Origin of the sequence: Neoroseomonas marina, assembly GCF_012927745.1 — a bacterium.
In the GTDB taxonomy this organism is placed as follows: domain Bacteria; phylum Pseudomonadota; class Alphaproteobacteria; order Acetobacterales; family Acetobacteraceae; genus Neoroseomonas; species Neoroseomonas marina.
The window spans coordinates 166,550-193,049 of sequence record NZ_JABBKX010000001.1; the positions used below are offsets into that span (position 1 = coordinate 166,550).

Annotated in this window: 29 protein-coding genes and 1 tRNA gene; 12 read left to right on the forward strand and 18 right to left on the reverse strand. The window is 72.4% G+C overall.

Going from position 1 to position 26,500, the window contains the following annotated elements; all coding sequences use genetic code 11:
- Nucleotides 1–20: 20 nt before the first annotated feature.
- The 10 genes from thiL to rpiB all read right to left on the reverse strand — a co-directional run bounded on the left by thiL (nucleotide 21) and on the right by rpiB (nucleotide 7,905).
- Nucleotides 21–989, reverse strand: coding sequence for a thiamine-phosphate kinase (gene thiL, locus GWK16_RS25080; RefSeq protein WP_338144363.1), 969 nt, complete (start codon nucleotides 987–989; stop codon nucleotides 21–23).
- Nucleotides 986–1,492, reverse strand: a complete 507-nt coding sequence (gene nusB, locus GWK16_RS25085; protein WP_248291071.1) for a transcription antitermination factor NusB — start codon at nucleotides 1,490–1,492, stop codon at nucleotides 986–988. The genes thiL and nusB overlap by 4 nt, the downstream gene beginning before the upstream one ends.
- Nucleotides 1,489–1,974, reverse strand: a complete 486-nt coding sequence (locus GWK16_RS00825) for a 6,7-dimethyl-8-ribityllumazine synthase (RefSeq protein WP_170052082.1) — start codon at nucleotides 1,972–1,974, stop codon at nucleotides 1,489–1,491. The genes nusB and GWK16_RS00825 overlap by 4 nt, the downstream gene beginning before the upstream one ends.
- On the reverse strand, nucleotides 1,971–3,110 hold the full coding sequence (ribB, locus tag GWK16_RS00830) for a 3,4-dihydroxy-2-butanone-4-phosphate synthase (RefSeq protein WP_170052083.1): 1,140 nt from the start codon (nucleotides 3,108–3,110) through the stop codon (nucleotides 1,971–1,973). Before ribB ends, GWK16_RS00825 begins: the two co-directional genes overlap by 4 nt.
- Nucleotides 3,107–3,718 carry a riboflavin synthase gene (locus GWK16_RS00835; protein WP_170052084.1) on the reverse strand — a complete coding sequence of 204 codons (612 nt, stop codon included), beginning with the start codon at nucleotides 3,716–3,718 and terminating at the stop codon, nucleotides 3,107–3,109. The genes ribB and GWK16_RS00835 overlap by 4 nt, the downstream gene beginning before the upstream one ends.
- On the reverse strand, nucleotides 3,718–4,824 hold the full coding sequence (gene ribD / locus GWK16_RS00840; protein WP_170052085.1) for a bifunctional diaminohydroxyphosphoribosylaminopyrimidine deaminase/5-amino-6-(5-phosphoribosylamino)uracil reductase RibD: 1,107 nt from the start codon (nucleotides 4,822–4,824) through the stop codon (nucleotides 3,718–3,720). Before ribD ends, GWK16_RS00835 begins: the two co-directional genes overlap by 1 nt.
- A gap of 70 nt (nucleotides 4,825–4,894) precedes the next feature.
- On the reverse strand, nucleotides 4,895–5,563 hold the full coding sequence (locus GWK16_RS00845) for a zinc metallopeptidase (RefSeq protein ID WP_170052086.1): 669 nt from the start codon (nucleotides 5,561–5,563) through the stop codon (nucleotides 4,895–4,897).
- A 6-nt stretch (nucleotides 5,564–5,569) separates the two neighbouring features.
- Entirely contained in the window at nucleotides 5,570–6,025 is a 456-nt protein-coding gene (gene nrdR, locus GWK16_RS00850) for a transcriptional regulator NrdR (protein ID WP_170052087.1), read from the reverse strand.
- 96 nt (nucleotides 6,026–6,121) lie between these two features.
- A complete protein-coding gene (gene glyA, locus GWK16_RS00855) occupies nucleotides 6,122–7,456 on the reverse strand; it encodes a serine hydroxymethyltransferase (protein ID WP_170052088.1) in 1,335 nt (444 codons plus the stop codon).
- A 17-nt stretch (nucleotides 7,457–7,473) separates the two neighbouring features.
- The gene (gene rpiB, locus GWK16_RS00860) at nucleotides 7,474–7,905 is read right to left on the reverse strand and encodes a ribose 5-phosphate isomerase B (protein ID WP_170052089.1); all 432 of its coding nucleotides are present in this window, start codon (nucleotides 7,903–7,905) and stop codon (nucleotides 7,474–7,476) included.
- 232 nt (nucleotides 7,906–8,137) lie between these two features.
- Here rpiB and GWK16_RS00865 point away from each other — a divergent pair, with 232 nt between their 5' ends.
- Genes GWK16_RS00865 through GWK16_RS00875 form a run of 3 tightly spaced genes read left to right on the forward strand, consistent with a single transcriptional unit; the run spans nucleotide 8,138 to nucleotide 10,831 of the window.
- Nucleotides 8,138–9,463 (forward strand): O-acetylhomoserine aminocarboxypropyltransferase/cysteine synthase family protein, encoded by a 1,326-nt coding sequence (locus GWK16_RS00865; protein ID WP_170052090.1) that lies wholly within the window; start codon nucleotides 8,138–8,140, stop codon nucleotides 9,461–9,463.
- A complete protein-coding gene (gene hemB / locus GWK16_RS00870) occupies nucleotides 9,460–10,515 on the forward strand; it encodes a porphobilinogen synthase (protein WP_170052091.1) in 1,056 nt (351 codons plus the stop codon). Before GWK16_RS00865 ends, hemB begins: the two co-directional genes overlap by 4 nt.
- Nucleotides 10,508–10,831: a hypothetical protein gene (locus GWK16_RS00875; RefSeq protein ID WP_170052092.1), complete on the forward strand. Its 324-nt coding sequence runs from the start codon at nucleotides 10,508–10,510 to the stop codon at nucleotides 10,829–10,831. The genes hemB and GWK16_RS00875 overlap by 8 nt, the downstream gene beginning before the upstream one ends.
- A 40-nt stretch (nucleotides 10,832–10,871) precedes the next feature.
- Here the strand turns inward: GWK16_RS00875 and GWK16_RS00880 are convergent, their stop codons facing one another.
- On the reverse strand, nucleotides 10,872–11,204 hold the full coding sequence (locus GWK16_RS00880; RefSeq protein ID WP_170052093.1) for a GYD domain-containing protein: 333 nt from the start codon (nucleotides 11,202–11,204) through the stop codon (nucleotides 10,872–10,874).
- Between the two features lie 186 nt (nucleotides 11,205–11,390).
- On the opposite strand from GWK16_RS00880, the gene GWK16_RS00885 reads away from it, so the two are divergent.
- On the forward strand, nucleotides 11,391–12,185 hold the full coding sequence (locus tag GWK16_RS00885) for an SDR family NAD(P)-dependent oxidoreductase (protein ID WP_170052094.1): 795 nt from the start codon (nucleotides 11,391–11,393) through the stop codon (nucleotides 12,183–12,185).
- Here the strand turns inward: GWK16_RS00885 and GWK16_RS00890 are convergent.
- Together GWK16_RS00890 and GWK16_RS00895 are read right to left on the reverse strand one after the other, a co-directional pair.
- Nucleotides 12,179–13,015 carry an alpha/beta fold hydrolase gene (locus GWK16_RS00890; RefSeq protein ID WP_170052095.1) on the reverse strand — a complete coding sequence of 279 codons (837 nt, stop codon included), beginning with the start codon at nucleotides 13,013–13,015 and terminating at the stop codon, nucleotides 12,179–12,181. The two genes, GWK16_RS00885 and GWK16_RS00890, sit on opposite strands and share 7 nt — an antisense overlap.
- Nucleotides 13,016–13,044: 29 nt before the next feature.
- Nucleotides 13,045–14,250: a CaiB/BaiF CoA transferase family protein gene (locus tag GWK16_RS00895; protein WP_170052096.1), complete on the reverse strand. Its 1,206-nt coding sequence runs from the start codon at nucleotides 14,248–14,250 to the stop codon at nucleotides 13,045–13,047.
- A gap of 138 nt (nucleotides 14,251–14,388) precedes the next feature.
- On the opposite strand from GWK16_RS00895, the gene GWK16_RS00900 reads away from it, so the two are divergent.
- The 5 genes from GWK16_RS00900 (at nucleotide 14,389) to GWK16_RS24940 (ending at nucleotide 18,098) form a co-directional block, all read left to right on the forward strand.
- Complete coding sequence (locus tag GWK16_RS00900) at nucleotides 14,389–15,360, forward strand: Bug family tripartite tricarboxylate transporter substrate binding protein (protein WP_170052097.1); 972 nt, start codon at nucleotides 14,389–14,391, stop codon at nucleotides 15,358–15,360.
- A 6-nt stretch (nucleotides 15,361–15,366) separates the two neighbouring features.
- Entirely contained in the window at nucleotides 15,367–15,492 is a 126-nt protein-coding gene (locus GWK16_RS25475; RefSeq protein ID WP_277613533.1) for a hypothetical protein, read from the forward strand.
- Between the two features lie 88 nt (nucleotides 15,493–15,580).
- Nucleotides 15,581–17,092, forward strand: coding sequence for an aldehyde dehydrogenase family protein (locus tag GWK16_RS00905; protein WP_170052098.1), 1,512 nt, complete (start codon nucleotides 15,581–15,583; stop codon nucleotides 17,090–17,092).
- 248 nt (nucleotides 17,093–17,340) lie between these two features.
- Entirely contained in the window at nucleotides 17,341–17,610 is a 270-nt protein-coding gene (locus GWK16_RS00910; RefSeq protein WP_277613534.1) for a V4R domain-containing protein, read from the forward strand.
- Nucleotides 17,607–18,098, forward strand: a complete 492-nt coding sequence (locus tag GWK16_RS24940) for a surface-adhesin E family protein (RefSeq protein ID WP_211187012.1) — start codon at nucleotides 17,607–17,609, stop codon at nucleotides 18,096–18,098. Before GWK16_RS00910 ends, GWK16_RS24940 begins: the two co-directional genes overlap by 4 nt.
- A gap of 170 nt (nucleotides 18,099–18,268) precedes the next feature.
- On the opposite strand, the gene GWK16_RS00920 is transcribed toward GWK16_RS24940, so the two are convergent.
- Nucleotides 18,269–19,846 carry a tetratricopeptide repeat protein gene (locus GWK16_RS00920; RefSeq protein WP_170052099.1) on the reverse strand — a complete coding sequence of 526 codons (1,578 nt, stop codon included), beginning with the start codon at nucleotides 19,844–19,846 and terminating at the stop codon, nucleotides 18,269–18,271.
- A gap of 34 nt (nucleotides 19,847–19,880) precedes the next feature.
- Here GWK16_RS00920 and GWK16_RS00925 point away from each other — a divergent pair, with 34 nt between their 5' ends.
- Both GWK16_RS00925 and GWK16_RS00930 read left to right on the forward strand, forming a co-directional pair.
- Nucleotides 19,881–22,310 (forward strand): penicillin acylase family protein, encoded by a 2,430-nt coding sequence (locus GWK16_RS00925; protein WP_170052100.1) that lies wholly within the window; start codon nucleotides 19,881–19,883, stop codon nucleotides 22,308–22,310.
- A gap of 51 nt (nucleotides 22,311–22,361) precedes the next feature.
- Nucleotides 22,362–23,129 (forward strand): arginyltransferase, encoded by a 768-nt coding sequence (locus GWK16_RS00930; protein WP_170052101.1) that lies wholly within the window; start codon nucleotides 22,362–22,364, stop codon nucleotides 23,127–23,129.
- Nucleotides 23,130–23,133: 4 nt separating this feature from the next.
- Here the strand turns inward: GWK16_RS00930 and GWK16_RS00935 are convergent, their stop codons facing one another.
- Nucleotides 23,134–23,892: a thermonuclease family protein gene (locus tag GWK16_RS00935; protein WP_211187014.1), complete on the reverse strand. Its 759-nt coding sequence runs from the start codon at nucleotides 23,890–23,892 to the stop codon at nucleotides 23,134–23,136.
- A gap of 164 nt (nucleotides 23,893–24,056) precedes the next feature.
- Here GWK16_RS00935 and GWK16_RS00940 point away from each other — a divergent pair, with 164 nt between their 5' ends.
- Nucleotides 24,057–24,524, forward strand: a complete 468-nt coding sequence (locus tag GWK16_RS00940) for a YybH family protein (protein WP_170052102.1) — start codon at nucleotides 24,057–24,059, stop codon at nucleotides 24,522–24,524.
- A gap of 73 nt (nucleotides 24,525–24,597) precedes the next feature.
- Here GWK16_RS00940 and GWK16_RS00945 read toward each other — a convergent pair.
- The 3 genes from GWK16_RS00945 to GWK16_RS00955 form a co-directional block, all read right to left on the reverse strand.
- Nucleotides 24,598–24,674, reverse strand: a tRNA-Met gene (locus GWK16_RS00945).
- Between the two features lie 20 nt (nucleotides 24,675–24,694).
- Nucleotides 24,695–25,798: a tRNA 2-thiouridine(34) synthase MnmA gene (gene mnmA, locus GWK16_RS00950; protein ID WP_170052103.1), complete on the reverse strand. Its 1,104-nt coding sequence runs from the start codon at nucleotides 25,796–25,798 to the stop codon at nucleotides 24,695–24,697.
- Nucleotides 25,795–26,499, reverse strand: a complete 705-nt coding sequence (locus tag GWK16_RS00955) for a thiaminase II/PqqC family protein (protein ID WP_170052104.1) — start codon at nucleotides 26,497–26,499, stop codon at nucleotides 25,795–25,797. The genes mnmA and GWK16_RS00955 overlap by 4 nt, the downstream gene beginning before the upstream one ends.
- Nucleotide 26,500 lies beyond the last annotated feature (1 nt).

Below are 26,500 nucleotides of genomic sequence, written 5' to 3' on the forward strand. Positions count from 1 at the left end.
GCGCCGGGCGTCCGCTCGGTTCAGAAGTGGCTCCAGCCGCCGCGCGACAACGCCAGCGGCGTGCCGTCCAGGCCACGGACCGCGACCTCCGGCTTGCCAGGGACGAACCGGCCGATCCGCGTGACCGGCACGCCAGCCGCTGCGGCGCGCGCCAGCACCGCCGCCGCATCCCCCGCGGCTGCGGCGAACAGCAATTCGTAATCGTCCCCGCCGGTCAGCACGACCGGCAACAGGGCCGGATCGGCGCCGACGAGCGCCCGCGCAGGCAGGGAGAGCGGCACCAGTGCCGCCTCGATCTCCGCGCCGCAGCCGCCGGCGCGGCACAGATGCCCGAGGTCCTGCACCAGCCCGTCCGACACATCCATGCCGGCATGGGCGAGTCCCGCGATCGCCTGCCCGAGGGCGAGGCGCGGTTCCGGCAACCTGTAGCGGCGTGCCAGGTGCCCTCCGGTATCCCCGGGGAGGCTCCCCTGCAGCACCCGCAGCCCCAGCGCGCCATCCCCGATGGTGCCCGAGACCCAGATCTCGTCCCCCACCTGTGCCCCTGCCCGGGTCAGCACCGCCCCCGGCGCGACGGTGCCGAGGATGGTCAGCGACAGGCAGGTCGGCCCCGGCGTCGCCGCCGTGTCGCCCCCGAGCACGCCCAGCCCGAAGGCCCGCTGGTCCTCCGCGAGGCCGCGCACGAAGCCCGCGATCCAGTCATCGGCGATGCCGCGCGCGAAGGTGGTGGTCATCAGGTAGCCGAGCGGGGCGGCCCCCATCGCCGCGAGGTCCGACAGGTTCACCCGCAGCAGCTTCTTCCCCACTGAATCGGGCGGGTTGTCCGGCAGGTAGTGCACGCCCTCGACCATCGCATCCGCGGCGATCACCAGCCGCCGGCCGGCGGGGATGTCGAGTACCGCCGCATCGTCGGCGAGATCGAGCGCCCCCTCCCCCGCCAGCGGCCGGAAGTGGCGCGCGATCAGCGCGAACTCGGGGGGCAGGCTCACCGCGCCGGCCCGAACTCCGCCGGGCGCAGCGCATGGGCCAGGGCGTCGAGCACGCCGTTGGCGAAGCGCGCCGTCTCGTCGTCGAGGAAGCCCCGCGCGACGTCGAGGTATTCGTTGATCACCACGCGCGCCGGCGGCTCGGCGCCGTTCATCAGTTCCGCCGCCGCGGCGCGCAGCAGGGCGCGCAGCACGGGGTCGAGGCGCTCCAGCGTCCAGTCCTGCTTGAGATGCGCGCGGATCTCGGCATCCGCATCCTCGGACCGCGTCGCCGCGGCCTTCAGGATCGCCTCGAAGAGCGGGATGTGCGCGAGCGGCACGCGGCCTTCCTCGAAGGCCTCCTGCGCGATGGTGTCGCCGGCGCCGATGCGGTGGCGGATGAACTGCTGCGCGACCGTCTCGGCGCTTTCGCCGGTGTGCTCGGACTGGAACAGCGCCTGCACGGCGGCGACGCGCGCCCCGGTGCGCGGGCGGCCGGTCGGCTTGGGGCGGTGGTGCTGGCTCATCCCGCGAGACCCCAGCGGCGCGCGAGCGCGATCTGGCCCAGCACGGCATGGGCCGCCTCGGCGCCCTTGTTCATGTTGTTGTCGCGCGAACGCGCCTCGGCCTGGGCGAGCGTGTCCACCGTCAGCAGCCCGAAGCCGATCGCAGCCCCGCTGCGCGTCGAGACATCCATCACGCCGTGGCAGATCGCGTCGCAGATGAAGGTGTAGTGGTCGGTCTCGCCCTTCACGACGCAGCCGAGCAGCAGGAAGCCGTCCCAGCGGCCCGGCACCTTCAGCGCCATGGCGAGGGCGGCGGGCAACTCGTAGCCGCCGGCGACCTCGGCCACTTCCACCGTCGCCGTCACGTCGTCGAAGACGCGCCGCGCGCCGCGCAGCATGCCGTCCACCACCTCGCGGTAGTAGGGAGCGGCGATGGCAAGGATGCGCGGCGCGGGCCCGGCCAGGGTCGCGGCGCCGCGCTCAGGGGCGTCGATGGTGCTCAAAGGGTCGTGTCCGTGGGAATGGGCCGGATCTCGACATCCTCGATTCCGTAGCCCTCGAGGCCGACGATCGGCCGGGGATGGTTCGACAGGCGGATCATGCGGCGCACGCCGAGATCGGTCAGGATCTGCGCGCCGATGCCGTAGTCGCGCAATTCCGGCGCGACGCTGCGGCCGCGCCCGCGGCGCAACTGGTCCGACAGGCCGTCGGGACGGGAATCGCGCAGCAGCACGACGACGCCGCGCCCTTCCTTCGCGATCGCGCGCATCGCCCCATGCAGGTCGCCGAGCGTGCGGCCGGCGACCAGGTCATTGATCAGGGAGGCGGCGTGCATGCGCACCAGCACCGGCTCCTCGCCGCTCACGTCGCCCTTGATCAGCGCGAGATGCTCGCCCTCGGTCACCGTGCTGCCGTAGACGACCGCGCGCCATTCGCCGCCGATCGCCTGGGGCAGGATCGAATCCTCGACCCGCCGGACCAGGCGCTCGGTGCGGCGGCGGTGCGCGATCAGGTCGGCGATGGTGCCGAGCTTGAGCCCGTGATGCTGCGCGAAGGCGACGAGGTCCGGCATGCGGGCCATCGTGCCGTCCTCGTTCATGATCTCGCAGATCACGCCCGCGGGGTTGAGGCCGGCCATGCGCGCGAAGTCGACCGCGGCTTCGGTGTGCCCGGCGCGGACCAGCGTGCCGCCGTCGCGCGCGACGAGGGGGAAGACGTGGCCAGGGGTGACGATGTGCTCGCGCCCGAGTTCGGGGTTGATCGCGACGGCCACGGTGCGCGCGCGGTCGGCCGCGCTGATGCCCGTGGTGACGCCGTCCCGTGCCTCGATCGAGACGGTGAAGGCGGTCTGGTGCCGCGTGCCGTTGGACTGGGCCATCAGCGGCAGGCCGAGCTGGTCGACGCGATGGCGCGTCATCGCCAGGCAGATCAACCCGCGCGCATAGCGCGCCATGAAGTTGATCGCATCCGGCGTGGCGAACTGCGCGGGGATGACGAGGTCGCCCTCGTTCTCGCGGTCCTCGTCGTCGACGAGGATGAACATCCGACCGCTCCGCGCTTCCTCGAGGAGTTCCTCGGTCGGCGAGATGAAGTCGTGGAAACTGGTGCGGACCGTATCGGCCGCCGTCACGGCGCTCATCGCTGGTACTCCCGCAGCCGCGCCACGTAGCGGGCCATCATGTCGGCCTCGATGTTGACCTTGTCGCCGGGCTGCAGCGTGCCGAAGGTGGTGACCGAGGCGGTGTGGGGGATGATGTTGACCCCGAACACATCTCCGTCAACCTCGTTCACGGTCAACGAGACGCCGTCGATCGCGACCGAGCCCTTGGGCGCGATGTAGGGGGCGATCGCGGCCGGCACGCGGAAGCGCCAGCGGACCGAGGCGTTCTCCGGCGTCGCCGAGAGCACCTCCCCCACCCCGTCGACATGCCCCGCGACCAGATGGCCGCCGAGCTCGTCGCCGACCTTGAGCGCGCGTTCGAGGTTGATGCGCGACCCGGCCTTCCACGACCCCGCCGTGGTCTTCGAGACCGTCTCGGCCGAGCAGTCGACCGAAAAGGCGTCGGCCGCGAGGTGCACCACCGTCAGGCAGACGCCCGAGCAGGCGATGGAGGCGCCGAGCACCGCCGGCGTCGGTCCCCCGAGGAAGTCCGGGGAGGTGCCGATCACGAGCCGCAAATCGTGCCCGCCGCCGATCGGCTGCACTTCCCGCACCGTGCCGAGCGCGGTGACGATCCCGGTGAACATCAGGTGACCTCCAGGCGTTCGAACTCGGTCAGGACATCGGCCCCGAGGGGCCTGACCGCCACCCGCCGGAAGCGAGGCATGGCGGCGAGCGCGGCAAGGCGCAAGCCCTCGGCCGCGGGCCAGCCGTCGGAACCCATGATGGCCGGGGCGTGGAACCAGGCGAGCCGGTCGACCAGCCCTGCCCTCAGCAAGCCCGCGGCGAGGCCCGCACCCCCTTCGGCCAGCACCCGCGTCACCCCCCGCCGCGCCAGGGCGGCGAGCAGCGCCTTCAGGTCCAGCCCCCCCTCCGCCGCGCCAGGGACGGTCAGGACGGCGACGCCGGCGGCGATGAAGGGCGCGAGGGCCGCCGGCGGATGGCCCGGCGCGGTGACGATGCAGGACGGTGCATCCGTCGCCGTGGCGACCAGGCGGGCGGTGGCCGGTGTGCGCAGCCGGGCATCGGCGACGACGCGCAGCATCGGCACCCGCTCCATCCCGGGGATGCGGCAGGTCAGGTCCGGGTCGTCCGCCAGCACCGTACCGGATCCGACCAGGATGGCGTCGTGGCGGGCGCGCAGGGCATGGACCTCGCGCCGCGCCTCGGGCCCGGTGATCCAGCGGCTTTCGCCGGTGGCGGTCGCGATACGGCCGTCGAGCGTGCTCGCGAGCTTCAGCGTGACCACCGGCAGCCCGGCCTCGATGCGGCGGAAGAAGCCGGCGTTGAGCGCCCGCGCCTCGGCCTCGAGCAGGCCTTCCTCCACCACGATGGCGGCGTCGCGCAGCATGGCGTGGCCCCGCCCGTTCACCCGCGGATCGGGGTCGCGCATGGCCATCACCACGCGGGCGACGCCGGCCTCGGCGAGCGCATTGCAGCAGGGCGGGGTGCGGCCGTGATGCGAACAGGGTTCCAGCGTGACGTAGGCGGTCGCACCGCGCGCCTTGGAACCGGCGCGGCGCAGCGCCTCGGTCTCGGCATGCGGGCGGCCGCCGGGCTGGGTCCAGCCGCGCCCGACCACCTCGCCATGGCGGACCAGCACGCAGCCCACGGCCGGGTTCGGCCAGGCATTGCCGAGGCCCCGGCGGGCCAGCGCCAGGGCGGCGCGCATATGGGCGACGTCGTCGGACATGGGGGTCGCCCTTGTCCCGCAGCGGGCGGGACCGGACAAGGTGCCATCGGACATGGCGGCTCCGCGCCGCCTACCGCACCACCCGGGCCAGCCGCAGCAGGGACAGCAGCGCCCCCGCGAGGTAGGTCAGCGCTGCCGCCTGCAGCACCCGCCGGGCCGCCCCGAGGTCCCGTTCCGCCAGGTAGCCGCCCGCGCGCAGCGCCGGCATGGCGCGGCCGAAGGAAGCATCGAATTCCAGCGGCAGGGTCACCAGTTGCAGCGCGATCGACAGCGCGAAGACCGCCAGCGCCAACGCCATCGAGGGCAGCACCAGATGCCCCGCCCCGGCCGCCACGCCGCCCAGGGGCAGCACGGTCATCAGCAGGATTGCCGCCATGCGCAGCGGTGCGACGATGCGGGCCAATGTGAGGCGCAAGCCGAACAGCCGCGCGCCGTCCCGATGCTGCACGGCGTGCGCGACCTCATGCGCCGCGACCGCGACGGCGGTGATGCTGCGCCCGTCGAGATGGCCGGGCCCCAGCCGCACGGCCGGCGCGGCGGGGTCGTAGTGGTCGCCCTCGTCGGTCGGTTCGACCGCGACGTGGTGCAGCCCGGCCTCATCCAGCAGATGCCGCGCCAGCTCGCCGCCGGTGCCCGGCAGGTCCGGCCGGTCGTCGGCATGCCGGGCCATGACCCAGCGCACCCACAGCATCGGCCCGAAGACCAGGCCCAGCAGGATGGCTAGGACCAGCAGCGGCACGCGCGGCTACTCCTTGCCGCCGAGCTCCCCGAGGAAGGCCTGGAAATCCTTCGCCTCGCTGAAATTGCGATACACGCTGGCGAAGCGGACATAGGCGACCTGGTCCAGCTCCTTCAGCGATTCCATCAGCAATTCGCCGATCTTGCGCGACGAGACCTCCGTTTCGCCCTCGGTCTCGAGCCGGCGCTGGATGGAATTCACCAGGCGCTCGATGCGGTCCTCGTCCACCGGGCGCTTGCGCAGCGCGACGCGGACCGACCGGGCGAGCTTCTCCCGGTCGAAGGGCACGCGGCGCCCGTCGGTCTTGAGCACCGTGATCTCGCGCAGCTGCACGCGTTCGAAGGTGGTGAAGCGCGCCCCGCAGGAGGCGCAGGCGCGCCGGCGCCGGATCGCCGCGCCGTCTTCGGCGGGGCGGCTGTCCTTCACCTGCGTGTCCTCGACACCGCAGAAGGGGCAACGCATGCGGAACGTCCCTCGTTCGACTCTACATATTGTGGCCGAACCGCCGCGAATGCGCCACGGGTGGCGTCGCGGTCGCGACGCCCCCGTCAGGATGGCTCAGTAGACCGGGAAGCGCCGGCAGAGCTCCAGCACCTTGGCCTTCACCGCGGTCTCGACCGCCGTGTTGACGCCGCCCTCGGCGTTCGACGCGGCCGCGCCATCCAGCACCTCCCCGATCAGCTTGCCCACGGCGCGGAACTCGGCCGTGCCGAAGCCGCGGGTGGTCGCCGCCGGGGTGCCGAGCCGGACACCCGAGGTCACCATCGGCTTCTCGGGGTCGAAGGGGATGGCGTTCTTGTTGCAGGTCAGGTGAGCGCGGTTCAGCGCCGCCTCGGCCACCTTGCCGTTCAGGCGCTTGGGCCGCAGGTCCACCAGCAGCAGGTGGTTGTCGGTGCCCCCGGTGACGAGGTCGAGGCCCTGGGCCTTCAGTTCCTCGGCCAGCGCCTTGGCGTTCGCGACGACCTGGGCGGCATAGGCCTTGAACTCGGGGCGCAGCGCCTCCCCGAAGGCCACCGCCTTGGCGGCGATGACGTGCATCAGCGGCCCGCCCTGCAGGCCGGGGAAGACCGCGGAGTTGATCTTCTTCGCGATCGCCTCGTCATTCGTGAGGATCATGCCCCCGCGCGGCCCGCGCAGCGTCTTGTGCGTGGTCGTGGTCGTCACATGCGCATGGGGAACCGGCGACGGATGCGCCCCGCCGGCCACGAGGCCCGCGAAATGCGCCATGTCCACCATGAAGTAGGCGCCGACCTCGTCCGCGATGGCGCGGAAGCGGGCGAAATCCCAGTGGCGGCCATAGGCCGAGCCGCCGGCGATGATCAGCTTCGGCTTGTTCTCCCGCGCGATGCGGGCGACCTCCTCCATGTCGATCGTCTGGTCCTCGCGGCGCACCGTGTAGGGCACCGGCTTGAACCACTTGCCCGACAGGTTGGCCGGCGAGCCATGCGTCAGGTGCCCGCCCGCCGCGAGGTCGAGGCCCATGAAGGCATCGCCCGGCTGCAGCAGCGCGAGGAAGACCGCCTGGTTCGCCTGCGCGCCGGAATGGGGCTGGACGTTGGCGAAGCCGCAGCCGAACAGCTTGCAGGCGCGCTCGATCGCCAGGCGCTCGGCGATGTCGACCGCCTCGCAGCCGCCGTAGTAGCGGCGGCCCGGATAGCCCTCGGCGTACTTGTTGGTCAGGACCGAGCCCTGCGCCTCGAGCACCGCCTTCGAGACGATGTTCTCCGAGGCGATCAATTCGATGCCGTCCTGCTGGCGGGTCAGTTCCTCGGCCACCGCGGCGGCGAGGTCGGGGTCCGCCGCGGCGAGGGAGGCGCGGAAGAAGCCCTCGGTCGGGGCGACGCCGGCGGCGGGTCCATCGGGGGCGCGAAGGGGGGCGGGAGTGTGGCGCATCGTGCCGGTCCTTCTTCTCAGGCCGCGTTCAGCTTGGCGAGGCGGCGGTCGTGCCGGCCGCCCTCATAGGGGGTCGCGAGGAAGGCGCGCAGGGCATCGAGGGCGGTCTCGATCCCGGTCGTGCGCGCGCCGAAGCAGGCGACGTTGGCATTGTTGTGGGCGCGGGTCAGCCGCGCCTCGGTCGTGTCGTGCAGCACCGCGGCGCGGATGCCGGGGTTGCGGTTGGCCGCGATGGCCATGCCGATGCCGCTGCCGCAGACCAGGAGGCCGAAGGGCACCTGGCCGGAAGCGACCGGCGCGCAGGCCGCATGGGCGTAGTCGGGATAGTCCACCGACTCGGGGCCATGGGTCCCGAAATCCTGGACGGCATGGCCTTCCGCCTGGAGCGCTGCCTTGAGCGCCTCCTTGAGCGGCAGGCCGGCGTGGTCGGAAGCGATGGTGAGGTCCATGGGGGCAAGCCGGGTCGCAGTTCGGGGCCGTCCTTGGCAGCCCGGGGCCGCGACGTCCAGGGCGGATCGCGTGGGGGCGGTCACGGAGAAGGAATTGCTCCCGCGCCCCGCTTCCGGACAAGCGCATTTTTTCGGCACCTGCCTTTTCGCAAGCGCCGCATTTCACTTTCGCCCTGCCCAATCCCGTGGCACTTGAGGTGCCAGGGAACACGCCGCCGAACGGGAGGGTGCCATGTCTGCACCGAACTTCACCAACCCCGAAACCATCGCCCTGCACGCCGGTTGGCGGGCGGACCCGAGCACCGGATCGGTCGCGGTGCCGATCCACCAGACGACCTCCTTCCAGTTCCAGGACACCGGCCATGCCGCGCGCCTGTTCGCGCTGGCCGAACTGGGCAACATCTACACGCGCATCATGAACCCGACCGTGGACGTGCTGGAAAAGCGCGTCGCGGCGCTCGAAGGCGGCGTGGCCGGCCTCGCGCTCGGCTCGGGCCAGGCGGCGACCACCTTCTCGGTGCTCAACCTCTGCGAGGCCGGGGACAACATCGTCTCCTCCACCGACCTCTATGGCGGCACCTGGAACCTCTTCGCCAACACGCTGAAGCAGTTCGGCGTCGAGGTCCGCTTCGTCGATCCCGCCGACCCCGAGAACTTCGTCAAGGCGACGGACGCGCGCACCCGCTGCTGGTACGCCGAGACGCTGCCGAACCCGAAGCTGCACGTTTTCCCGATCGCGGAAGTCGCGGCGCTGGGCCGCAAGATCGGCGTGCCGCTGATCATGGACAACACCGCGGCGCCGGTGATCTGCAAGCCGCTGCAGCACGGCGCGGCGATCGTCATGCACTCCACGACGAAGTGGATCGGCGGGCACGGCACCTCGATCGGCGGCATGGTCGTCGACGGCGGCAATTTCGACTGGGAAGCCCATGCCGAGCGCTTCCCGACGCTCAACAAGCCCGACCCGTCCTACCACGGCGCGGTCTGGACCCAGGCGGTGAAGCCGCTCGGGCCGATCGCCTACATCATCCGCATGCGGACCTGCCTGCTGCGCGACCTCGGCGCGCCGATGGCGCCGATGAACGCCTTCCTGACCATCCAGGGGCTCGAGACGCTGCCGCTGCGCATGGAACGCCACTGCTCCAACGCGCTGAAGGCGGCGGCCTTCCTCGCGCAGCATCCGGCGGTGGCGAAGGTGATCCATCCCTCGCTGATGGAGGGCGAGTGGAAGCGCCGCGCCGACGCGATGCTCAAGGGCGGCTATGGCAGCCTGATGGGCATCGAGCTGAAGGGCGGCAAGGACGCCGGCCAGAAGTTCATCGAGGCGCTGCAGATGTTCTATCACGTGGCGAACATCGGCGACGCCCGCAGCCTCGCGATCCATCCGGCGACCACGACGCACAGCCAGCTCGACGAGCAGGACCAGGCGGCCTCCGGCGTCACCCCGGGCTACATCCGCCTGTCGATCGGCATCGAGCACATCGACGACATCATCGCCGACCTCGACCAGGCGCTGAAGGCAGCGACCGGCCCGGCGATGAAGGCCGCGGCGGAATGAACGCCGACCGCCGCCAGGGCCTGCCCTTCGCCGCCGAGGCGTCCGACGCCCTCGGCGCCTATCCGACGGTGCGCATGCGCCGCAACCGGCGCGACGCATGGACCCGGCGGCTGGTCGCCGAGAATTCCCTCTCGGTCGACGACCTGATCTGGCCGATCTTCGTCATCGAAGGGACCAACGAGGAACGCGCGGTCGGTTCCATGCCGGGCCAGACCCGCGTGACGGTCGACCGCCTCGCGCCGCATGTGGAGAAGGCCGCGCGCCTTGGCGTGCCGGCGCTCGCGATCTTCCCCGCGACGCCGCCCGAGGCGAAGGACGCCGAGGGCACCGAGGCGCTGAACCCCAACAACCTGATCTGCCGCGCGGCGCGGGAGCTGAAGAAGCACTTTCCCGAGGTCGGGCTGGTCGGGGACGTCGCCCTCGACCCCTACACCGACCACGGCCATGACGGCGTGATCCGCGAGACGCGGACCGGCGACTACGTCCACAACGACGACAGCGTCGCGATCCTGGTGCGACAGGCGCTGAACCAGGCCGAGGCCGGCATCGACGTCATCGCGCCGTCGGACATGATGGACGGGCGCATCGGCGCGATCCGCCAGGCGCTCGACGCGCAGGGCTTCATCGACACGCGCATCATGTCCTACGCGGCGAAATACGCCTCGGCCTTCTATGGACCGTTCCGCGATGCGCTGGGGTCGGGCAAGGCGCTGCGCGGCGACAAGAAGACCTACCAGATGGATCCGGCCAATTCGGACGAGGCGCTGCGCGAAGTGGCGCTCGACCTCGCCGAGGGCGCAGACATGGTCATGGTCAAGCCCGGGATGCCGTATCTGGACATCGTCCGGCGCGTGAAGGACCGCTTCGCGGTGCCGACCTTCGCCTATCAGGTCAGCGGTGAGTACGCGATGATCATGGCGGCCGTGCAGAACGGCTGGATCGAGCGCGAACGGGCGATGATGGAGAGCCTCATGGGCTTCAAGCGCGCCGGCGCCAACGGGGTGCTGACCTACTTCGCGGTGGAGGCGGCCGAGGTCCTGCGCCGTGGCTGAGGCCCGGGTTCCGCAGGAGGCGCTGCGCCGCCCCTGGCATGGCGCCTCGGACCGTGCCGAGGATCCGGCGGTGGTGCTCATCCGCCTGCACCGGGCGGAGGTCGAGGCGGTGATCGCCTACCGCCGCACCGCCCCGGGCACCGAGGAACAGGCCCGCGCCTGGCGCCGCGTCGCCACGCTGCGCGAACGGCGCGTGGCGTTGATGCCGGCCGCGTCCGCCACGCGCCTCCCGCCCCTGCCGGCCGCCCCGGCCACGGCCGGCGCGCTGTCGACCTGGCAGAAGCTGCGCCGGCGCCTCGGCCTCGGGCGCGGCTGACGTCGCGGAGGGCGGCGCGCCGCCCCCCGCGGTCCGCGATCTACGACGGGGCTGCGTAGACGGTCTTGAGCTGCGCCGCCTGACGGCGGACGCCGACAACCTCGTCGGGCGTCATCAGCCGCGTCAGCCGGTAGTTCTGCAGCGCTCCGGTGGACATCACGACGCCGCCGATGGCGGGTGCAGCCATCGCATCGGGCATGTCGAAGATCACCAGGACGCCCGGCCCGTCCGCGGCCGTGCTGTAGAACGACACGAGCTTCCCGCCGGCCGCTTCGATGAGGCGCCGGACGGCTTCCGCGCGGTTCGTCTCCGGCTTGGCCATCAGCGCGTTGATGGCGGCCGGCGTGTAGTTCGCGGTGACGCAGAACAACATGGTCGTGCCTCCAGGCTCGTCAGGGTCCCGGCAGGTGCCGCGCCCGCGTTCCGCGGAGCAGTCACGGCGACGTGAACGCTACGTCCAACGACCGGCCCGCGGGGGAACATTCAACATGCATCCGCATGCGGGCGCGGTGGACGCGGCGGCCCTCCCGCGCGACGCTCGGCGCGGGAGGAACCATCCATGGCGAATGACTGGCTTGGACTTGCGGGGCGCGTCGCGATCGTCACCGGCGCGGCGGGCGGCATCGGCAGCGCCATCGCGGCGGAACTCGCGGGCGCCGGGGCGGCGGTGGGCGTGCTCGACCTCGACGGCGCGGCGGCGGAAAAGGTCGCGGCCGGGCTGCGCGCTCAGGGCGCCAGGGCCGCCGCCGCGGCCTGCGACACCACGAATGAAGCCAGCGTCGCCGCCGCCCTGGCCGCGACGCGCGCGGCGCTCGGCGATGCCGACATCCTGGTGAACAATGCGGGCGTCCTGCGGCCCGGGCCGCTGTCGGAGATCCCGATCGCGCAGTGGAACGCGCTGATGGCGGTGAACCTCACGGGCTATCTCGCCTGCGCGCAGGCGGTTCGGCCGCAGATGCTGGCGAAGGGCGGTGGTGCGCTCGTGCATATCGCGTCCATCGCCGCGACCAACCCGCAGCCGAGGTCCGGCGCCTACAGCCCCTCCAAGGCCGGCGTCGCGATGCTGTCGCGCCAGATCGCCTATGAATGGGGCCCGGACCGGATCCGCAGCAACGTGGTCAGCCCGGGGCTGATCCGCACGCCGCTGTCGGAAGCCTTCTACCAGGCGCCCGGCGTGCTCGAGCGGCGGTCGGAGATGGTGCCCGCCGGGCGCGTCGGCACGCCCAAGGACATCGCGGATGCCGTGACCTTCCTCGCCAGCCCCCGCGCCGCCTACGTCAACGGGGCGGAACTGCTGGTCGATGGCGGGCTCGACCAGGTGATGATGGGGCTGGTGCCCCGGCCGGGCTACTGACCCAGGAAGTCCCGCACCAGCGCGACCTGGGCGGGATCCATCAGCGCCGGGGCATGGCCCGCCCCGGCGATCTCCGCGAGGTGCACATGCGGCTGCGCGGCCATCTCGGCCGCGGTCTCGGGCAGCAGCAGGTCGCTGTCCGCGCCCCGGATCAGCAGCACCGGGATCTTCACCAGCGCCCAGAGCGCGCGCATGTCGATCGCCTGGGCCTCGGTCGCGCGGATGGGCGTCGCGATGGCAGGGTCGTAGTGCAGCAGCACGCCGTCGCCGCCGGGCCGCGCCGAGGTTTCGGCCAGGTGCCGCCATTCGGCATCGCTGAGGTTCCCGAAGGGTGCGTGCACCGTGCGCAGATGCGCCTCGAGCGCGGGGATGTCCTCGAACAGTGGCTCGTTGCCCATGTAGTCGCGGATGCGGGCCATCGCCTCCTGCGGGACGAAGGCGCCGACGTCGTTCAGCACCATCCGCCGGATCGGATGCCCCGGCGTCGCCGCGATGGCCATGCCGCAGATGCCGCCCAGCGAGGTGCCGACCCAGTCCACCGGACCGTCGATCCGCGCCAGCAGGTGCGACAGCGCGGCGACATAGACCGGCGGCTGGTAGAGCATCGCATCCGGCAGCCAGTCCGAGGCACCGCGCCCTGGCAGGTCAGGGCAGATCACCCGCCTCCCGGCCGCCGCCAGCCCCTGCGCCAGCGCGTCGAAGTCGCGCCCGGACCGGGTGAGTCCATGCACGCAGATCACCGGTGCGCCGTCCTCCGGCCCCCATTCCCACCAGCGCATGGTGAAGAACCCGGCCGACGACAGCCAACGCACCGCGCCTTCGCGCATCATCCCTCCTCCGTCCCGCCGGCGCAGGCCGGCTACAGGATCGACTTCGCCCGCAGCGCGGCGATCTCCTCCGCGCTCATGCCGAGCAGGCCGGAAAGGACCTCCTCCGTGTGCTCGCCGAGCACCGGGGGCGCCGAACGGTAGGTGGGCGGCGTCGCGCTGAGTTTCACGGGGTTGGCAATCACCTTCACCTTGGCGCCGCTGCCATGATCCATCTCAAGGGTCATGTTGCGCGCATTCACATGCGGGTCGGCGAAGACGTCCTTCAGCGTGTTGATCGGCCCGCAGCCGATCTTCTGCGCTTCCAGCGCCTCGACCCATTCCGTGGTGGTGCGGGTCTTCATCACCGGCGTCAGGGTCTGCGTCACCAGGTCGCGGTTGGCGACGCGCCTGGGGTTGGTCGCGAAGCGCTCGTCGGCGAGCAGGTGCTCCTGCCCGAAGGCCTTGCAGAAGCGCTCGAAGGTCGGGTCGTTGCCGACCGCGAGGATGATGTAGCCGTCCTTGGTCGGGAATTCCTGGTACGGGCTGATGTTCGGGTGCTGGTTGCCGAGCCGCGGCGGGTTCTCGCCGGTCGAGAGGTAGTTCATGCCCTGGTTCGCGAGCCAGGCGACATGCGTGTCGAGCATCCCGATGTCGATCTGCTGCCCCTCGCCCGTCGCGTTGCGGTGGTTCAGCGCGGCGAGGATGCCGATGCAGCCGTACAGACCGGCGAACAGGTCGGCGACGGGGATGCCGACCTTCTGGGGCGAGCCGTTCGGCTCGCCCGTCAGCGACATCACACCGCCCATCGCCTGGATCAGCGCGTCGTAGCCGGGCCGCGGCGCATAGGGGCCGGTCTGCCCGAAGCCGGTGATGGAGCAGTAGATCAGCCGCGGGTACTTCGCCTTCAGCTGCTCCCAGCCGAGGCCGTACTTGGCGAGCGCGCCGACCTTGAAGTTCTCGACCAGGATGTCGGTGGTCTCGAGGAGGCGGTGCAGGATCGCCTGCGCCTCGGGCTTCGCCATGTCGAGCGTGACCGACTTCTTGTTGCGGTTCACGCCGATGAAATAGGCGGATTCCTTGGTCTCGGGCCAGAAGGGGGGCGCGAAGCCGCGGGTGTCGTCGCCGGCCTCGGGGCGCTCGATCTTGATCACCTCGGCGCCGAGGTCGCCCAGCATCTGCGTGCAGGTCGGACCGGCGAGGACGCGGGTGAGGTCGAGGACGCGAAGACCCGAAAGCGGGCCGGCGGGGCTGGTCATGCGGAACTCCCTTGGCTCGCGGGGAGGCTTAGTCGGCGCGTTACGATGCGGCAACCCGGCATGGCCGCGATGGTGTGCGTTCCGTCCGGCGCCCCGGTCATGGCAGGCTCGCGGAAACGACGCCGGAGGAACTCCCCTATGATCCCACGCCGCGAGATGCTCGCCACGGTCGCGCTCGGCCTGGCGCCATGGCCGCTTGCCGCGCAGCAGGGTCGCGCCGTGACGCTCGTCGTCCCCTTCGCACCGGGCGGATCGACCGATATCGGGGCGCGGCTGATCGCGGCGCGGCTCGCGGCCCATCTCGGCCAGCCGGTGGTCGTCGAGAACCGCGCCGGGGCCGGCGGCGCCACCGCGGCGGACTACGTCCGGCGCCTGCCGCCGGACGGGCAGACGCTGCTGCTCGGCGTCGCCGCGACCCAGGCGGTCAACCCGGCCCTCTTCGCCGACCTGCCCTATGATCCGGAGCGCGACTTCGCGCCGGTCGCACTGCTCGGCGTCACGGGCTTCGTGCTGGTGGTGCCGGCCTCGTCCGGCATTACGGACCTCGCCGGGCTCGTCGCGCGGCTGAAGGCGGAACCGGGCAAGCACAATTTCGGCTCGGCCGGGGTGGGGTCCATGCCGCACCTCGCGGGGGAATGGTTCGCCAAGGGCACCGGCGTGCAGGTCGAGCACGTCGCCTATCGCGGCGGCGGGCCGGCCATGCAGGCGCTGCTCTCGGGCGAGGTCACCTTCATGATCGAGTCCGTTCCCACGGTCGCGGGGGCCATCGCGGACGGGCGCCTGCGCGCCCTGGCCCGCGCCAGCCAGCGCCCCGCCGGGCCGCAGGCCGGGCTGCCCGCCATCGCCAACCTCGCGGTGCCGGGCTTCGATGCGGAGACCTGGATCCTCGCCCTCGCCCCGGCCGGCACGCCGGCGCCGGTGCTGATGCGGCTGAACGCCGCCTTCAACGCCGCGCTGGCCGAGCCGGAGCTGGCCGCGCGCCTGGCCGACATCGGCACCATCGCGGTCGCCGACAGCACGCCGGAAACGGCCACGGCCTTCGCCCGGGCGGAACTCGCCCGCTGGCGTCGGGTCGTGGCGGACACCGGCATCCGTATCGAGCGTCGGTGACCGGCCATGCGCATCGCCCTTCTCCTGTTCCTCGCGCTGACCGTGTCCGGGTGCTGCGGCCGCGGCCTCTGGTATTCCAGCCCGAGTTCGCGCTGCGACCTGGCCCCGCCGGCCCCCTCCGCGATCGGCTGACCGGCCGCCGCGGCTTGCCCCTCGGCCGGCCTCAGCGCATGGTCCGCCGCGTTCCGAGGCCCCGACAATCATTCCGGGAGGAGCTGCCATGCTCGATCGTCCGCATCCGACCCCTGCCGCCCCGTCCACCGATCCCTTTGCGCTGGCCAAGGCGTTGTCGGGCGTCCACTTCATCGGCGGCGCCTATGTTCCCGCGCGCTCGGGCAAGACCTTCGCCGTGGTGAACCCGGCGACCGGCGCCGAGGTGGCCCGCGCCGCCGAGGGCGATGCCGCCGACGTCGACGCCGCGGTGCAGAACGCGGCCAAGGCGCAGAAGGAATGGGCCAAGGTCCCGGCCCGCAAGCGCGGCGCGATGGTCCACCAGTGCGCGCAGCTGCTGAAGGAGCATGTGGACGAGCTCGGCCGCCTCATCGCGCTCGAGACCGGCAAGGCGCTGCGCACGGAATCCCGCGTCGAGGCGAACGTCGTCGCCGACGTCTTCGAGTTCTTCGGCGGCCTGGGCTCGGAACTGAAGGGCGAGAGCGTGCCCTTCGACCCGAAGGTGCTGTCGGTGACGGTGCGCGAGCCCCTCGGCGTGGTCGGCGCGATCATCCCGTGGAACGTGCCGATGCTGCTGATGGCGCTGAAGGTCGCGCCCGCGCTGGTGGCCGGCAATTCCGTCGTGGTGAAGTCGGCCGAGGAAGCCCCCCTCGCCGTGCTGCGCATCTGCGAGATCATGAACCGCGTGCTGCCGCCGGGCGTGTTCAACATGGTCTCGGGCTTCGGCCCGGAATGCGGCGCGCCGCTCGTGATGCACCCGAAGGTGCGCAAGGTGACGTTCACGGGCTCGGTCGAGACCGGCAAGATCGTCGCCCGCGCGGCGGCCGAGAAGCTGATCCCGGTGACGCTCGAACTCGGCGGCAAGTCGCCGATGATCGTCTTCGCCGATTGCGACTTCGACAAGACGGTCTCGGGCGCGCTGACCTCCATGCGCTTCACGCGCCAGGGCCAGTCCTGCACCGCGGCCTCGCGCATCTATGTCGAGCGCCCGATCTTCGACCGCTTCGTCCAGGCGATGAAGGACGCGGTGAACAAGATGGTCATGGGCGACCCGCTGGATGAGAAGACCGACATCGGCACCATCGTCTCCGAAGGCCAGCTCGAGAAGGTGAAGGCCTACATCGCGGAAGGCACGGCGACGCCGGGCGCGACCGCGCATGTCTGCTCCGCCATGCCGAGCGACCCGGCGCTGAAGAAGGGCCTGTTCATCCAGCCCGTGATCTTCACCGGCCTGACCAAGGACAGCCGCCTGGTGAAGGAGGAGATCTTCGGCCCGGTCACCGTCATCCAGGCCTTCGACGACCCCGAGGCGGTGCTCGCGGAAGCGAACGACTCCGACTACGGCCTCGCGGCTTCGCTCTGGACGAACAACCTCAAGGTCGGGCTCGACCTCGCGCACCGGCTCGAAGCGGGCCTCGTGCAGATCAACCAGAACCTCGTGGTGCAGGCGAACCTGTCCTACGGCGGCGTGAAGTCCTCGGGCCTCGGCAAGGAAGCCTCGCTCGAGGCGATGCTCGAGCACTTCACGCACAAGAAGACCATCATGGTGAACATGGCCTGAGGCGCCACGCGCCTCGCCACCGCCCGAACGACAAATCAGATTGACGATTCAATCGCCAATCTGATTTTGCGTATCGCAAGGCGCCCCCCGCGCCCCTAGCGCAAGGCCTCCTCCCGACCGCGGTCGACGCGGCGGGCGGGGCCGTCCGATGCGCATCGTCCTGATCCACCCGAACGCCCATTCCGGCGGCGCCGAGATCGCCGGCAACCGGCCGCCGACCTGGGTGGCTACTTTCGCCGGCAGCGCGCTTGCAGGCGCCATGCGGGCGCCCGATCCGCTTCGCCATCGCGGACAACCCCATGGCCCGGGGGCAGGCCACGGACCGCACCGCCTGCGACTATTGCGCCGCGACCTTCCAGGGGCTGTTCCGGGCGCTGGTGCACCCCGCGACGGCGGTCACCGAGACCGCCTGCGAAGCGATGGGCAACCCATCCTGCCTGTTCGACATCCGCTGGTCCGACCGTTTCGGCCCTACGGATGGACGCCGACCCGACAGGGGTTCACCATCGGGCGCATGACTGAACGGATCGCCTCCGAAACAGCCGCCCGCCCCCGCCGCCGGGGTCCGGCGGCGGCGCTCGTGATCGCCACCCTGCTCGCCGGTTGCGCGACCGAGCCCCCGCCCCCGCCGCCCGAACCGCCACCGCCCCCTCCGCCGGTCGGCTGGGTGCCGATCACCTCGTTGTCCGGCCAGGGCGACATCTCCAGCGGCTTCGTGCAGGAACGGGGCCTCGTCACCCGCGGCCCCGTCCGCCGCGCCTGGATCCTGCTCAACCTGCGCGAATCGATCCCGATCCCGGAGACGGGCGGCCGCGCGCAGTCGGTGCGCTTCGTCGCCGAGTACCGCTGCGCCGAACGCCAGTGGCGGCCCCTCGAAGGCGCCTGGTTCGCGAGGCCCAACGCCCAGGAGCCGGTGCACGCCGAACGGCCGCGCGGCAGCGGGTTCCGCCCGGCCGCGCCGGGCACGCTGGGCGGGTCCTTCCTCGAGGCCGCCTGTTCGCTCTGACACCTGCATCCTAGAGGGGCGCCCTCTCTCGGGATCTCCCTGCCCATGGCGGAACCCCCTTTGGGGACATGCATCGCGCCGATGTCCCAGGCCAATGGCCGCGGTCCAGGGGCTCGTCGGCCCCGGACGGGGTGGCTTGGAGGGGCAGCGCCCCTCCAACACGTCACCGTCTACTCCTCGAGGTCCCCGAACAGCCGGTAGCGCAGCATCCGCAGGGTCGGTCGATCCGCCCCGGCCGCTTCCGCACGCCGCAAGGCGGCGATCGCCGCCTTGATGTTCTTGCGCTCGCGCTCCGCGTCGCACAGCCCGACCCAGCCGGTCACGAGCTTCGGCGCCTGGGCCGTCACGCGCTCGAAGATCGCCGCAGCCTCCGCGATCTCCCCGGCTTCGAGCAGCAGGTGCCCCAGCCGCGCCGCGACCGCAGGATTGTCCGGCACGGTCGCCACCGCCTCGCGCGCCGCCGCCACCGCTTCGGCCCGACGTCCCTGGCGCCAGAGCGCATCCGCCATGGCGAGCTGCACGTCCTCGGACCCGGGGTCGGTCGCCAGCGCCTCGGCGAGCGTGGTGCGCGCGCCTTCCACTTCGCCGCCGGCCATCAGCAGCTGTGCCAGCCGCGCGCGCAGCTCCGCACTGTTCGGATGCGCCGCCAGGCCCTGACGCACCGCCTCGGCCGCCTCCTCCGCACGACCCGCCCGCCACAGCGCATCGGTCAGGCCGAGCCAGACATGCGCCGGCGCCTGGTCGCCCGCGACGGCGCGTCGGAAGGCGTCCACCGCGGCGGCGCGGCGATCCTGGCTGATGAGCAGGTGACCGAGCCGCGCGGCCAGCGCGACGCTGTCCGGCATCGCGACCAGGCCTTCCTCGATGGCGCGGACGGAATCCCGCTGGCGGTGCTGCCGCCAGATCGCATCGCCCAGGCACAGCCAGGCCGATTCATCCTGCGCATCGAGCGTCAGCGCCCGCCGCGCCGCCCGTTCCGCCGCGACCGGCTCATGGGCAGCGACCAGGAAGGTCGCCTGGCGCGAGGCCAACGCCGCGTTGTCCGGATGCAGCGCCACCGCCTCGGCCAACGCTGCCACGCCCTCGGGGATGCGGCGCTGGCGCCACAGCGCATCGGTCAAGCCGAGCCAGGCGTCGAGCAGCGACGGGTCCAGGCGCGCCGCCTCCCGGAAGGCCGGCTCGGCTTCCACGGCCCGGCGCGCGGCCATGCGCAGCGTGCCAAGGCACAGATGCAACGCGGCCTCGGCGGGCAGCGCTGCGGCGGCGTGCGCCGCGACGGTGATCGACACCGGCACCCGGCCCTGGTCCCGCAGCGCGGCGGTCAGCGCGAGCCATTCCGTGGCCGGCGCCCCGGAGGCGGTCAGGCGTTCCATCTCGCCCCGCAGCAGCGGTCCCACCTCCTGCCCGCCCGCTGCCGCGGGTTCCACAAGGATGGCGCCCAGCAGCGCCCGTCGGTTCGCCGGGTCCAGTTCCCTCGCCCGCGCGAAGGCGGCGAGCGCGGCCGGCCGGCGCTGCGCCCAGGCGAGCGTCTCGCCGAGCAGCACATGGGCGGGCGCGCGCAGCGGCGTCGCGGCGACCGCGGCGCGTGCGGCCGCCACGGCCTCATCGGTCCGGCGCAACGCGCGGAGCAACGCGACGTGGTCGGCATGCAGCCGGGGGTCGCAGGGGGCGGCGGCGATGGCGGCGCGCATGGCCTCGAGCGCCGCGTCCGGCGCCCCGGCGTCGGTCTGGCCTTCGGGTGGCGACATGGCCCTCGCCTAGCAGCATCGTGCTGAACGGTCGATGACGAGGCCGGTTCACAGCGGCCGCGCGCCGGTCCATGTCTCGGGGGTGAAACGCATTCTCCGCTGGGCCGGGCGCACGCTCCTCGGCCTGTTGATCCTGGTCGTGCTCGCCGTGGGGGGACTCGCGGCGGCGCTCTGGTGGACGCTGCCGTCGCGGGATGGACGCGTCGCCCTGCCCGGCCTCGCCGCGCCGGTCGAGATCGCCTTCGACGCCCACGCGATCCCGCGCATCCGTGCGGGCAGCGATGCCGATGCCTGGACCGCGCTCGGCTGGCTGCATGCGCGCGACAGGCTGTTCCAGATGGAGATGATGCGCCGCGGCGCGACCGGCCGCGTCGCCGAGATCACCGGATCGGCCGCGCTGCGTTTCGACCGCTACATGCGCCTGTTCGGCTTCGAGCAGCGCGCGGCACTGGACCTCGCGGCCCTGCCCCCGGAAACCCGCGCGGCGCTCGAAGCCTATGCCAGGGGCGTGAATGCCTGGATCGCGGCGCGCGGTCGCTTCGCGGCACCGGAATTCGTCCTGCTTGGCGCGCCGGAGCCCTGGCGGCCGCTCGACAGCCTGCTCTGGGGCAAGGCGATGGGGCTGTCGCTGTCGGGGAATTTCCGGGGCGACCTCGACCGGGCGCGGCTGGCCGCGATCCTGCCGGCCGAACGGCTCGCGGCGCTCTGGCCGGTCGACACCTCGCCCGGCCGGCCGGACCGGCCGGACCTCGGCGCCGGGTCGGGCCCGCCGGCCAGCATGAGCGCGATCGAGCCGTTGCGGGGGCTGGAGAGCCTGATCGCGCAGTTGCCGCGCTTCCCGGACGAGAACCCGATCCCCTCCAGCGCCTCCAACGCCTGGGCGGTCGGCGCGGCGCGCGCGACCGGGGGTGCGCCGCTGCTCGCCTCGGACCCGCATCTTGGCTACCAGGCGCCGGTCCTGTGGTACCTGGCGCGGATCGAGCTGCCGGGCGGTCGGGTGCTCGCCGGCGCGACGGCGCCCGGGGTGCCGGGCATCGTCATCGGCCGGAACGAGCGCCTCGCCTGGGGCTTCACGACCACGCATTCCGACACCCAGGACGTCTTCGTCGAACGCCTGGCCGGGCCCGACGCCTACCAGACCCCCGACGGCCCACGCCCCTTCACGGTGCGGGAGGAAGTCATCCGCGTCCGCTTCGGCGACCCCGTGACGATGCGGGTGCGCGAGAGCCGGCACGGTCCGGTGCTGTCGGATCTCGACGCGCCGCAGGGCCGGGCGGACGGCACCGTCGTCGCGTTGGCGATGGCGAACCTCGCGCCGGCGGACACCGCCGCGGCGGGGCTTCTGGCGCTGAATTCGGGGCGCAGCATCGCCGATGCGCGGGTCGCCGCGCGGCTCATCACCAGCCCGCCGCAGAACCTGACGGTGGCCGACGCCGATGGCGGCATCGCCATGTACCTGACCGGGCGCACGCCGATCCGCCGGGCCGGCGACGGCAGCCTGCCAGTGCCGGGCTGGGATGGCGCGCATGACTGGACCGGCTTCGTCCCGTTCGACGCCATGCCCCATGTCGAGAACCCGGCCAGCGGCATGGTCGCCAACGGCAACAACCGCCCGGCACCGCCCGACGGGCCGGTCTTCCTCGGCGCCGAATGGAACGGGGATTGGCGGTTCCGCCGCATCGGGCAGATGCTGTCGGGCACGTCGCGCCACGATGCGCGGGGCTTCGGGGCGATGCAGGCGGATACGCTGTCGCTCTTCGCGCTCGAGGTTCTGCCCGCCCTTCGCGCCGCGCCCCGGCCGGCCGGAGCGGCGGGCGCCGCGCAGGATCTGGTGGCGGGTTGGGACGGGCGCGCCGCGGCCGGTCGGCCGGAACCGCTGATCCTGCACGCGACGCTCGGCCGCTTCGGCCGCGCACTGCTGGCCTCCGCCGGCGTGAGCGAGGACGCCTGGCGCGCCACGCCGGAATTCCTCGCCCGCATCCTGACCGACCCGGCCGCCGGGCGGGCCTGGTGCGGGGACGGCGGCTGCGGGCCGGCATTGTCGGCGGCGCTGACCCAGGCGGTGGCAGACCTTGCCCCGGTCCACGGCCCCGACCCGGCAAGCTGGCGCTGGGGCGCCGCGCATCCGGCGCGCTTCGAGCATCCGGTGCTGCGGTTCGTCCCTGTCCTCGGCGACCGCGTGCGGATCTCCGCGCCCTCCCCCGGCGACGGGGAGACGGTCAACCGGGCCGGGTCGCGCGGCGAATCGGGCGGCATCTTCGCCAATGTCCACGGCGCGGGGTTTCGGGGCGTCTTCGACCTGGCCGATCCCGCCGGCGCCTTCGTCGTCATCGCGACCGGGCAGTCGGGCCATGTCCTCAGCCGGCATTGGTCGGACCTGACGGAAGACTGGGTCGGCGGCCGCCAGATCCGCCTTGGACCCATCGAGGGTCCACCCGCGGGGCGCATCGACCTGGTGCCGTAACGCGGGGCGGTTGATTCCGGCGCGCCGCGGACCGACACTAGGGCCTTCCAGATGCTCCAGCGCTCCAACCGCCGACCGCAGTTCTTCTACACGACCGCGCCCCTGCCCTGCCCCTATCTGGCCGGACGGACGGAACGGAAGATCGTGACCGAACTGTCCGGCGCCGAAGCCGAGGCGCTGCACGACGGCCTGTCCCGCGCCGGGTTCCGGCGCAGCCACAACATCGCCTATTCGCCGGTCTGCCCGGGCTGCCAGGCCTGCATCCCGATCCGCATCGTCGCCGGCGCCTTCGAACCCGACCGCACCCAGCGCCGCATCGCCCGCACCAACGCCGACGTCTCCGCCATCGAGATGCCCGCGCGCGCGACCGCCGAGCAGTTCGCCCTGTTCCACCGCTACCAGAAGGCGCGCCACGCGGATGGCGACATGGCGGCGATGGGCTTCTACGACTACCGCGCCATGGTCGAGGACACGCCGATCACGACGACCGTGGTCGAGTTCCGCGACGCCACCGATCGGCTGCTCGGCGGCTGCCTGACCGACCGGCTCTCGGACGGTCTGTCGGCGGTCTATTCCTTCTACGACCCGATGCTCGAGAAGCGGTCCCTCGGCACCCACGCCGTGCTGTGGCTGGTGGACCGGGCGCGCGAGCTCGGCCTTCCCTACGTCTACCTGGGCTACTGGGTCCCGGAGAGCCGCAAGATGGCCTACAAGGCGCGCTTCCGGCCGAGCGAGGTGCTGACCGGCGGGGCCTGGCGCGTGCTGGGCGATACTCCGCCCGTCGCGGCCGAACCGACCATGACCCGGGTCGAGGCGTAGGCGCCTACCGGTTGCGCGCCCGCCAGTCGGACGGGTCCATGAAGCTGCCGTCCCAGATGCCCCGCCGCGCGGCCCGCGCCTCGGCCTCCTGCGCGGCGTAGTCGAGGGAGAAGCGCCGGTAGGCGACCGCCCAGCCCTGCCGGACGAGTTCCGCGCCGATATCGGCGCCGCGGTCGGTCACGCATCGGACCACGCTGCGGCCGTAGCGGTCGGTGTCGAGCGCCTCGCAGGTCAGGCCGCCGCGGCCGAGAATGGCGACCATGGCGTCGCGCGCCATGCTGCCGCAGGGATAGGTCCCGCCGCGCCGCTGGCAGGTCTGGTCCATCTCCGGCGCATCGATGCCGTGGATGCGCAGGCGGTCGGTGCCGGCGGCCAGGGTGTCCCCGTCGATGACCGCGGGGCGCACCGAGAAACGCGCCGCGGCCGGCTGGGTGCCCGTCGCGGGCTGCTCCGGCACCTGCGGCACCGGCCCGTACACGACACGCGGAAGGCCCGAGGCGCTGGAAGCCGGCGGCGTTGGCTCGGGGGCGGCCGGACTCCGAGCCGTGACCGACATTGGCGGCGGCGCGGCGACCGGCATCAGCCCGGGCTGTGTGAGCGTCCGCGCATGCCAGGCCGCGAAGCCGCCGAGCAATGCCAGCCCCGCGGCGACCGGCGCGAAGACCCGCCCGAGCGGCCGCAGGCGCCACAGCAACGTGCGATTGCGGTCGCGCCGCGTGCGGCGCTCCACGTCGCGCAGCGCGTCGCGGAGTTCAGGCGGCAATCGGCGTCGGCGTCCCCACACGCGGTCGTTTCCCGGGCTTGGCTCATCGAGTCTCGGACGGGAAGGGTAGCCGAACACCGGCCTGCGCACAGGCGCGTGTCCGCACCATTGACCGATGGCCACGCGCGGCCTTCGCTGCACGGGCGAACAGGAACCCACGCGCCATGACCAACCTTCCCATCCCGGTGGCCGACGCCGCCACCACCGCCGAGATCGCCGACTGGCTCGAACGCTTCGCCGCCTGCGTGCGCGAGGTCGACTTCAAGAGCGCCTATCCCTTCTGGCACGACGACATCGTCATCTTCGGCACCTTCCAGGAGCTGGTGCGCAGCCGTCAGGCCTGGACCGACACGCAATGGTCCAATGTCTGGCCGCGCACGAAGGACTTCGCCTTCGATATCGCGAACACCGAGATCCTGGCCTCGCCCGACGGCAAGATGGCGATCGCCGTCACGCCCTGGACCAGCACCGGGTGGAACACCGACGGCAGCGAGTTCGACCGCCCTGGGCGCGCGACGATCGTGCTGCAGAAGCAGCCGGACGGGCGCTGGCTCGGCGTGCACAGCCACATGTCGCTCGGCCGCGGCGTGCCGCAGGACAGCCATGGGAAGCGGCCGATCAAGGCGCGGTGACACGATGACGGGGCGCTTGCGGCGAAGGCCGGCGCCCCGTCCGGAAGGGCATCGATGTCGGAAACCGGGAGGATGGTAGCGGCGAGCGGACTTGAACCGCTGACCCCGGCATTATGAGTGCCGTGCTCTAACCAGCTGAGCTACGCCGCCATCCAAACGGGAGCCGCGAGTTAGGCCGCGGCCCGCTCCGTGTCAACCGATCCCGGCGCGCGCAGGAAACCGCCGCCCAAGACGCGGTCGCCGTCATACAGCACGCAGGCCTGCCCCGGCGCCACGATGCCCGGCGCGTCCAGCGTGATCCGCGCAAGCCCTGCGCCGGCATCCCAGGCCACCTGCGCCGGCCGCGGCACCTCCCGCGCCCGCAGCTTCACCTCGCAGCGCATCGGCGCCGCCGGCGGATCGATCAGCCAGTTCATCTCGCCAGCGTTCGCCGTCGTCGTCTCGAGCGACCCGCGCGGCGCGACCAGGATGCGCCGCCGCCCGGCATCGACGCCGGCGACGTAGAGCCGATCATCGCCATCCCAGGAGGCCGGGCCGAGCCCCCGCCCCTGCCCCACCGTGAAGCGCGCGATGCCTTCATGCGCGCCGAGCACGCGGCCATCGGCATGGACCACCTCGCCGGGCGCCATCGCCTCGGGGCGCAGCCTTGCGACAAGCGAATCGTAGCGGCCGGCCGGCACGAAGCAGATGTCCTGGCTGTCGGGCTTCTCGGCGACCGGCAGGCCGAGCCGCGCCGCGACCGCCCGCACCGCCGCCTTGTCCGCCATGCCGCCAAGCGGGAAGCGGGCGAAGTCCAGCTGCTCGCGCGTCGTGGCGGCGAGGAAGTAGGACTGGTCCCGCGCCGGGTCCGCCGCGCGGTGCAGTTCGGCGCCCTGAGGACCTTCGACGCGGCGCGCGTAATGTCCCGTCGCCAGCGCCTCGCAGCCGAGGTCGCGCGCCAGCGCCACCAGGTCGCGGAACTTCACCGTCTGGTTGCAGCGGATGCAGGGCACCGGCGTCTCGCCGCGGGCATAGGTGTCGGCGAAATCCTCGATCACCTCGCGGCGGAAGACCTGCTCGCGGTCCAGCACGTAATGCGGGATGCCGAGCCGGTCGGCCACGTCGCGCGCGTCATGGATGTCCTGCCCGGCGCAGCAGGCGCCCTTCTTCTGCACCGCCGCGCCGTGGTCATAGAGCTGCAGCGTGGCGCCGACGACCTCGTGGCCGTCCTCGGCCAGCAGCCCGGCCACCACCGAGGAATCGACGCCGCCCGACATGGCGACGAGGATCCTCATCGGGCGAAATCCAGCCCCTGCTGCCAGAAGCGCTGCTCGAGGCGCGCGGCCTCGGCGAAGTCGGCGGCGAGGCGCCCGAAGCGCGCCGTCCCGCCATGGCTTTCGCCCAGCGCATCGATGCGCGCGGCCGCGGCGCGGGCCATCGCCTGGTAGTCCTCGGACCCGTAGGTATCGATCCAGGACTGGTAGGCATTGCCCTCGGCCCGGCGTGCCGGGTCGGCGAGGATGCGCAGCGCCACCTCGCCGTAGCCGACCGTGCAGGGCACCAGCGCGACCTCGAGGTCGAGGATGTCCCCGAACAACCCGCGGTCGAGCACCCAGCGCGTGTAGGAGACCGTCTCCGCGCTTTCGGGTGTGGCGATGACGTCGCCCTCGGACAGGCCCCATTCGGCGCAGTACTTCAGGTGCAGCTTGGTCTCGTCGAGAATGGCGAGCACCGCCGCGGCCTTGTCGCGCATCGCCTGCAGGCTCTCGCCCTTCACCACCGCGAGCGCCTTCGCCCGGGCAAAGTGGATCAGGAAGAGGTAGTCCTGGATCAGGTAGGTGCGGAAGGCCGGCAGCGGCAGCGTGCCGTCCGACAGGCGCTGCACGAAGGGATGCCAGGTGTAGCCGGACCAGGCCTCGGCGGCCTCGGCGCGCAGCCGGCGGAACAGGCCGCCCGGCGCGCCGAAATCGGTCTCCCAGCGCGGCGCGCCCGCCACG

Coding starts and splice junctions, on each gene's coding strand:
- GWK16_RS00940 (WP_170052102.1), top strand. CDS start 24,057: ATGACCAACCTTCCCATCCCGGTGGCCGACGCCGCCACCACCGCCGAG.
- GWK16_RS00895 (WP_170052096.1), bottom strand. CDS start 14,250: ATGACCAGCCCCGCCGGCCCGCTTTCGGGTCTTCGCGTCCTCGACCTC.
- mnmA (WP_170052103.1), bottom strand. CDS start 25,798: ATGAGGATCCTCGTCGCCATGTCGGGCGGCGTCGATTCCTCGGTGGTG.
- GWK16_RS00900 (WP_170052097.1), top strand. CDS start 14,389: ATGATCCCACGCCGCGAGATGCTCGCCACGGTCGCGCTCGGCCTGGCG.
- ribD (WP_170052085.1), bottom strand. CDS start 4,824: ATGTCCGACGACGTCGCCCATATGCGCGCCGCCCTGGCGCTGGCCCGC.
- hemB (WP_170052091.1), top strand. CDS start 9,460: ATGAACGCCGACCGCCGCCAGGGCCTGCCCTTCGCCGCCGAGGCGTCC.
- GWK16_RS00925 (WP_170052100.1), top strand. CDS start 19,881: ATGACGAGGCCGGTTCACAGCGGCCGCGCGCCGGTCCATGTCTCGGGG.
- GWK16_RS00885 (WP_170052094.1), top strand. CDS start 11,391: ATGGCGAATGACTGGCTTGGACTTGCGGGGCGCGTCGCGATCGTCACC.
- GWK16_RS00930 (WP_170052101.1), top strand. CDS start 22,362: ATGCTCCAGCGCTCCAACCGCCGACCGCAGTTCTTCTACACGACCGCG.
- GWK16_RS00920 (WP_170052099.1), bottom strand. CDS start 19,846: ATGTCGCCACCCGAAGGCCAGACCGACGCCGGGGCGCCGGACGCGGCG.
- GWK16_RS00880 (WP_170052093.1), bottom strand. CDS start 11,204: ATGTTGTTCTGCGTCACCGCGAACTACACGCCGGCCGCCATCAACGCG.
- GWK16_RS00890 (WP_170052095.1), bottom strand. CDS start 13,015: ATGATGCGCGAAGGCGCGGTGCGTTGGCTGTCGTCGGCCGGGTTCTTC.
- GWK16_RS24940 (WP_211187012.1), top strand. CDS start 17,607: ATGACTGAACGGATCGCCTCCGAAACAGCCGCCCGCCCCCGCCGCCGG.
- GWK16_RS25475 (WP_277613533.1), top strand. CDS start 15,367: ATGCGCATCGCCCTTCTCCTGTTCCTCGCGCTGACCGTGTCCGGGTGC.
- GWK16_RS00865 (WP_170052090.1), top strand. CDS start 8,138: ATGTCTGCACCGAACTTCACCAACCCCGAAACCATCGCCCTGCACGCC.
- GWK16_RS00835 (WP_170052084.1), bottom strand. CDS start 3,718: ATGTTCACCGGGATCGTCACCGCGCTCGGCACGGTGCGGGAAGTGCAG.
- GWK16_RS00905 (WP_170052098.1), top strand. CDS start 15,581: ATGCTCGATCGTCCGCATCCGACCCCTGCCGCCCCGTCCACCGATCCC.
- nrdR (WP_170052087.1), bottom strand. CDS start 6,025: ATGCGTTGCCCCTTCTGCGGTGTCGAGGACACGCAGGTGAAGGACAGC.
- rpiB (WP_170052089.1), bottom strand. CDS start 7,905: ATGGACCTCACCATCGCTTCCGACCACGCCGGCCTGCCGCTCAAGGAG.
- ribB (WP_170052083.1), bottom strand. CDS start 3,110: ATGAGCGCCGTGACGGCGGCCGATACGGTCCGCACCAGTTTCCACGAC.
- glyA (WP_170052088.1), bottom strand. CDS start 7,456: ATGCGCCACACTCCCGCCCCCCTTCGCGCCCCCGATGGACCCGCCGCC.
- nusB (WP_248291071.1), bottom strand. CDS start 1,492: ATGAGCCAGCACCACCGCCCCAAGCCGACCGGCCGCCCGCGCACCGGG.